Origin of the sequence: Geobacillus sp. (genome assembly GCF_017515625.1) — a bacterium.
GTDB lineage: Bacteria > Bacillota > Bacilli > Bacillales > Anoxybacillaceae > Geobacillus > Geobacillus stearothermophilus.
The window spans coordinates 1-5,396 of record NZ_JAFWFM010000195.1 but is presented as its reverse complement, the minus strand read 5'-3'; the positions used below and the strand labels follow the sequence as shown (position 1 = coordinate 5,396).

General features: G+C 53.7%; 6 protein-coding genes and 1 tRNA gene. 4 read left to right on the top strand and 3 right to left on the bottom strand.

Annotated elements, in window-relative coordinates:
- Nucleotides 1-575 precede the first annotated feature (575 nt).
- Nucleotides 576-1,397: a protein-glutamine gamma-glutamyltransferase gene (locus IKE44_RS11355; protein ID WP_033016352.1), complete on the top strand. Its 822-nt coding sequence runs from the start codon at nucleotides 576-578 to the stop codon at nucleotides 1,395-1,397.
- Here the strand turns inward: IKE44_RS11355 and IKE44_RS11350 are convergent.
- Nucleotides 1,368-2,276 carry a DMT family transporter gene (locus IKE44_RS11350; RefSeq protein WP_049624797.1) on the bottom strand — a complete coding sequence of 303 codons (909 nt, stop codon included), beginning with the start codon at nucleotides 2,274-2,276 and terminating at the stop codon, nucleotides 1,368-1,370. The genes IKE44_RS11355 and IKE44_RS11350 overlap by 30 nt on opposite strands.
- Before the next feature lie 61 nt (nucleotides 2,277-2,337).
- Here IKE44_RS11350 and IKE44_RS11345 point away from each other — a divergent pair, with 61 nt between their 5' ends.
- The 3 genes from IKE44_RS11345 to IKE44_RS11335 all read left to right on the top strand — a co-directional run bounded on the left by IKE44_RS11345 (nucleotide 2,338) and on the right by IKE44_RS11335 (nucleotide 4,128).
- Nucleotides 2,338-3,015: an MgtC/SapB family protein gene (locus IKE44_RS11345; RefSeq protein ID WP_033016277.1), complete on the top strand. Its 678-nt coding sequence runs from the start codon at nucleotides 2,338-2,340 to the stop codon at nucleotides 3,013-3,015.
- Between the two features lie 69 nt (nucleotides 3,016-3,084).
- Nucleotides 3,085-3,157: transfer RNA gene (locus IKE44_RS11340), tRNA-Ala, on the top strand.
- A 62-nt stretch (nucleotides 3,158-3,219) separates the two neighbouring features.
- The gene (locus IKE44_RS11335) at nucleotides 3,220-4,128 is read left to right on the top strand and encodes a thermonuclease family protein (RefSeq protein WP_049624798.1); all 909 of its coding nucleotides are present in this window, start codon (nucleotides 3,220-3,222) and stop codon (nucleotides 4,126-4,128) included.
- Nucleotides 4,129-4,251: 123 nt separating this feature from the next.
- Here IKE44_RS11335 and IKE44_RS11330 read toward each other — a convergent pair whose 3' ends face one another.
- Nucleotides 4,252-4,503 carry a hypothetical protein gene (locus IKE44_RS11330; protein ID WP_033016279.1) on the bottom strand — a complete coding sequence of 84 codons (252 nt, stop codon included), beginning with the start codon at nucleotides 4,501-4,503 and terminating at the stop codon, nucleotides 4,252-4,254.
- Between the two features lie 56 nt (nucleotides 4,504-4,559).
- The gene (locus IKE44_RS11325) at nucleotides 4,560-5,060 is read right to left on the bottom strand and encodes a GNAT family N-acetyltransferase (RefSeq protein WP_033010730.1); all 501 of its coding nucleotides are present in this window, start codon (nucleotides 5,058-5,060) and stop codon (nucleotides 4,560-4,562) included.
- Between the last annotated feature and the right edge of the window lie 336 nt (nucleotides 5,061-5,396).

Below are 5,396 nucleotides of genomic sequence, written 5' to 3'. Positions count from 1 at the left end.
GTTGATTGGCTTTTGCTTCGGCCCATGCGGACCTCCGCTTTTCGTATTGTCCAGCTTCGGTCCGCCGCCGCTCGGGGTCAAATAACCTTCGCCTTCCGGGTGCAAGCACCCTTGCAGGCGAAGAACATTTGCCCGTCGCGGCGACCCGCGGACCTCCGCTTTTCGTCGCGCTTCGTTTCATTCAGTTTTCAAGGAACGATCGCGCTGCTTGGATGCAAGGAATTTCACTTCCTCATCAACTCATTGTCTCTCGCAAGCAGCTTCTTCGTACTAACATAACATCTTTTCGTTGTCAACTGTTTTTCTTGTCCGTCGCGTCCGAACTGTTCGTTCTAGCAGCGACGCTATTTAATATATCACCTCAAAAACAAAAATGCAATACCTTTTTTTATTTTTTTTTTTGCGACGCTGCTGCCCCCTTCTTCCTTTATATCATATTGGAATACGACGCCCGCTGCCTTGGCAACTTGTCCGCCTAAGACGACGAATATGCGGAGCGGCGGGCGCATACATTTCAATAATATATCTATCATCACTTACTTGATTTTTACTTTCTTGAAGGAGGCATCTTGGCGTTGATTCGCATCTTGTCATCTCCGTCCGGTTTTCACGTTTCCGGCTCGTCCTCGCTTCCGCCGAATGAACAGCGCATTCTGCACGCCCTTGTGTCTTCCCCTGAACTATATACGTATCCGAACGAACAGCAACTGCTGTTTGAAATCAAGCTTCGCAGCCAGATCGTTCAAGCCTCGGTGGACTTGGCGAAAAGCCGGGCGCAGTTTGCCATTTTCCGTTTTTCGCGCTGCAACAGCCAGTTCTGGCTGCGGGATGAGCGCGGGGGGTTTCAGCTTCGGCCAGACGTTCTTCCATCGGACGCCATCAATGATATTTTTGTCAACAGCGAACTGTACGCCTTTGAGTGCGCGACGGCGATCGTCATCGTTTTTTATAAAGCGGTGCTTGAAGGGATTGACGTGTCGGCGTTCAATCGTTTGTTTGCCCATTTGCTGCTGTATGACTGGCATACGGACAAAGACCTCGGTATCGAAACGAAAAAGGGAGAACACTTTCTCCCCGGGGACTGCCTTTATTTTAAAAACCCGGACGTTGATCCGCTGACGCCGCAATGGCAAGGGGAGAACACGATCTATTTGGGCGATGGCTTGTTTTACGGACACGGCATCGGCATCGAGACAGCGGACAGCATCATCGCCGCCCTCAACCGGAGGCGGAAGCAGTGGGCGACGAAATCCGCCTATCTTCTTCCTCATATTACACAAATGAACTTCGCTTATTTATCCCAATTCGCCCGCCGCTTCGACGAACTCCGCCTGCCGCTCGGCCGTCTGCCATGGATCGCCGGGACGTTAGGGTCCGCTGCTTTCTTGTATCGTTAGCGGGCCTTTTTCGTTTTTCTCCCACAAATACAGCCCGATTCCTGTTAAAATAAAAATGCCGCTGATCCATTGAAACAGGTGGATCGGTTCATCGAGCAGCCAGTACGCCAACGCCGAAGCGCCGACCGGTTCAAACAAAATCGCCATCGACACCGTCGAGGCGCTCACCCATTTGACGGCCCAGTTCATCACCGAATGGCCGAGCAGCGTTGGAATGACGGCAAGGGCGAGAAAACAAAGCCAATCCGTCAGCTGATACGCCGCCAGCGAAAGGCGAAACAGCATCGCGTACAGCCACAACACCGCCGCACTAATGCCATAGACGATATATGTATACGTCATGAGCGACAACCGTTGGCGCACTTCTTGGCCGAACAGCCAGTACGCCGTCACCATCGCGCACGCCACCAACGCCAACATGTCCCCATAGAGCGCTTCGCCGCTGACGCGAAAATCGCCCCAGCTAATCAAGACGCTTCCCGCAATCGCCAAAACAGCGCTTGCGAGCGCGCCCGCCGTCAGCCGCTCACGGAAAAAGAGCGCCCCGCCCGCAAAGGCGAACAGCGGCTGCAGCGTCACAAGCACGACCGAGCTGGCGACGGAAGTATAGTCGAGCGATTCAAACCAAAGAATAAAATGAAACGCAAGCAGCACGCCGGAACAAATCGAAAACCACCAGTCGCGTCGGGAAATACGCTTCAGTTCGCGGATATGGCGAAGAAAAAACGGCGTCATGATGACGACCGCGAAAAAAAGCCGATAAAACGCGATAACGGCCGACGGCGCCTCCGACCATTTGACGAAAATGGCCGATGTCGACACAGCAAGCGCGCCGATCAATAACGCAGCATACGATTTCGCTATGCTTGGCGGCTTCATGTTTCCATCTCCTCACCAACATTTTTTTACATTCATTATACCATGAAAGAGGTGAGAAAAAATGATGTTTGATCCGTTCCTCAAATTAGGGATTTCCGCCATCCTCGGGCTGATTATCGGGTTGGAACGGGAATTGAAGCGAAAACCGGTCGGCTTGAAAACGTGCCTTGTCATTTCCATTTCCAGTTGCCTGCTTACGATCGTTTCGATCGAATCGGCGTACGTCTTTCCTCTTAAAGACCATATCACAATGGACCCGCTCCGCCTTGCCGCGCAAATCGTATCCGGGGTTGGGTTCCTGGGAGCGGGCGTCATTTTGCGCCGCGGCAACGACAGCATTACCGGGCTGACGACCGCCGCGATCATTTGGGGGGCGGCAGGGATTGGCGTGGCGGTTGGCGCGGGCTTTTATTGGGAATCGGCGTTCGGTGTGGCGCTGCTCATTGTCAGCGTCGAACTCATTCCATTTTTAATCAACTTTTTCGGACCGAAGCAGCTGCGCGAAAAAGAGGTGATGCTGCAAATTACGGTCGATGAGGCGAAAAACATCACCAAAGTGATTGACCATTTAAAACAGCAGCGCATCAATATTAAAACGATCCGCATTAAAGACGTTGAGGAACATGAGCATTTGCTGAAACTAAGAGCCGTCATTGACCAAAAGCGCTCGACCGCCGAGCTTTACTACATCATTCGCTCCATCGACGCCGTCGTCCATGTCGATATTGAAAGCGGCTGATGAAAAAAGGATTGCAAACAGCCGACAAACTATATATAATGGAACATGGGCAGATGATCCATACCGTTTGGGGCATTAGCTCAGTTGGGAGAGCGTCGTGCTGGCAGCGCGAAGGTCACCGGTTCGAGCCCGGTATGCTCCATCCGTCAAACCCTTGCGTGGCAAGGGTTTTTTGTTTTCTGATTTCGCGGAGAGGGGATCACGATGAAGCGAATGATGATCATGATCGTTTGTTTGGTGCTGATGGCCCCGATATATGCAGCCGCCCATCGTGGCGAACTAGATGAATTGGGCGGACATTTTCGCAACAGCGACTGCACGTACTTGCTGCATGAACCGACTGCGCTCGCGAAACAGGCGAAAACGAAAGAAGAGCTTGTCCAACTTATTCAGAAATACAACGGCAATGAACGATGCAAGCGAAACCTCACTCCTGACCGCATTGACCTCGACGGCCATGCGCTCGGGGGAAAAGAGGGCGATGCTTCGCTGCGGCTGGGCCGGACATACAAAGCGGCATTGGTAGGGTGCGTGGACGGTGACACGGCCAAATTCCGTGTGAACGGCCATGTGTATACAACCCGCTTTTTGTTCATTGACACCCCGGAAAGCACGATCGAAGTCGAGCCATATGGAAAAGAAGCGAGCCAGTTCACGTGCTCCCGCCTGCAAAAAGGGGACATTGTGCTTGAAACAGACGGGAATACGTTGTTCGACAAATACCAGCGGCTGCTCGCTTGGGTGTGGGTGGACGGTCGCCTGTTGCAAGAGGAGATTGCCAAAGCGGGATTGGTGGAAGACTTTTATGACTATGGCGATTACAAATACGAAGACCGTGTCCGCGCCGCGTTGAACGAGGCAAAACGGACGGGGACGGGCATGTACGGAAGGGGAGCGGCAGATGAAAAGCCAACGCCAAACGGGGCGGACCATCCGCCTGATGGCAACACGCCGTCAAACGAGAAGTCCGCTGGCAGCCCGGCCGCCGATCAACCGTCTGCTTCCGATCAAGAGGCGGCGCCGAAAGACCGCGCGGGTCATCCCGTTGTTTATGCGTTGCTTGGTTTGCTGGCGGCGGCCGCGCTCTATTGGTTCGTCCGCCGGGGGACATGACCGGTGCGGGCGGATGATGGCAGCTCGAAACGCCCGGCTGCCCGCATCTTGACGCCCTGCCAATGAAACAGCCTGTCCGGTGCGGACAGGCTGTTTTGGTGCGGGCTGCAGGACAACCCGCTGCTATTGTTTCGGGAGCAGTTCTTCAATGCCGCCTTCGTGGGCGGCCGTTCGCCCGGACGCCGCCTCGAGCCGGCGGAATCCGTATTCCTCCAAACGCGCAATTTGCCAGTCTGTGAGATCGGTGTACGCGATGACAGACGGCGTGCCGGACGATTTATAAATCAAATTGCCGGTCACCGGGCATTGAAAGGCGTCGGCGACAAATCCTTCGCCGTCTTGAATCGTAAACAGCCGAATCGGCATAACGTTCATGTCATTCCCTCTTTCTTGGCATTGTCATGATTATCCGTGCCCCATCGGACGCCATTCTATACAAGCCGTTTGCCGACGATGACCAAATCGCGTTCCACCCCATCCAGTTCCGCCACGCGCGGAAAATATCCCCACCGTTCAAATCCGAAGCGGGAGAAAAGCCGTAAACTTGGTTCATTATGCGCAAAAATAAAGCCGAGCAGCGTCTTTATTTCAAGCGCTGGCGCCTTGTCGACCGCTTGCTTCAGCAACTTCGTCCCCAATCCTTGACCGCGGTGCGATTCGGCAATATAAATGCTCACCTCCGCCGTATGGCGGTACGCCGGGCGGCCGTAAAACGATTGGAAACTGAGCCAGGCACAAATATCGCCGCCATCTTCCACCACCCAAAGCGGCCGATGGTGAGGATCATGCGCTTCAAACCACGCCTTTCGGCTTTCCACCGACACCGGTTCCAAATCCGCTGTCACCATTCGGCTTGGGATCGTTTCGTTGTAAATGCGGACGATGTGCGGCAAATCAGCCGCCGTCGCATCGCGGATCACCCATTGTTCCATCTGAAATCTCCCCTTTTCGATTTCTCTTTTGCGTCCAAAGCCGCTTTTTTTGCAGCGCATTTCGTTTCCAAAAACGAAACAAGCGGGGAGTATAATCAAAACGTATGTACAAACAAAGAAAGGGGAACAACGTCAACTACCCCCACTTCGCTAACGCTTGAAGTGGGGGCTTGCAACTCCCCAGAAGTGCAAACAGACTTCGTCCTCCTTCCTTGACTTGGGGTTGCATCAGGGCAGGTTGACAACTACCCAACGACGCAGGTCATGCCTGCATCGTTACCGATTCTCTCGGTGTGTCTGTTGGCAGTACTTGGCTTCCACACACAACAGACGGAT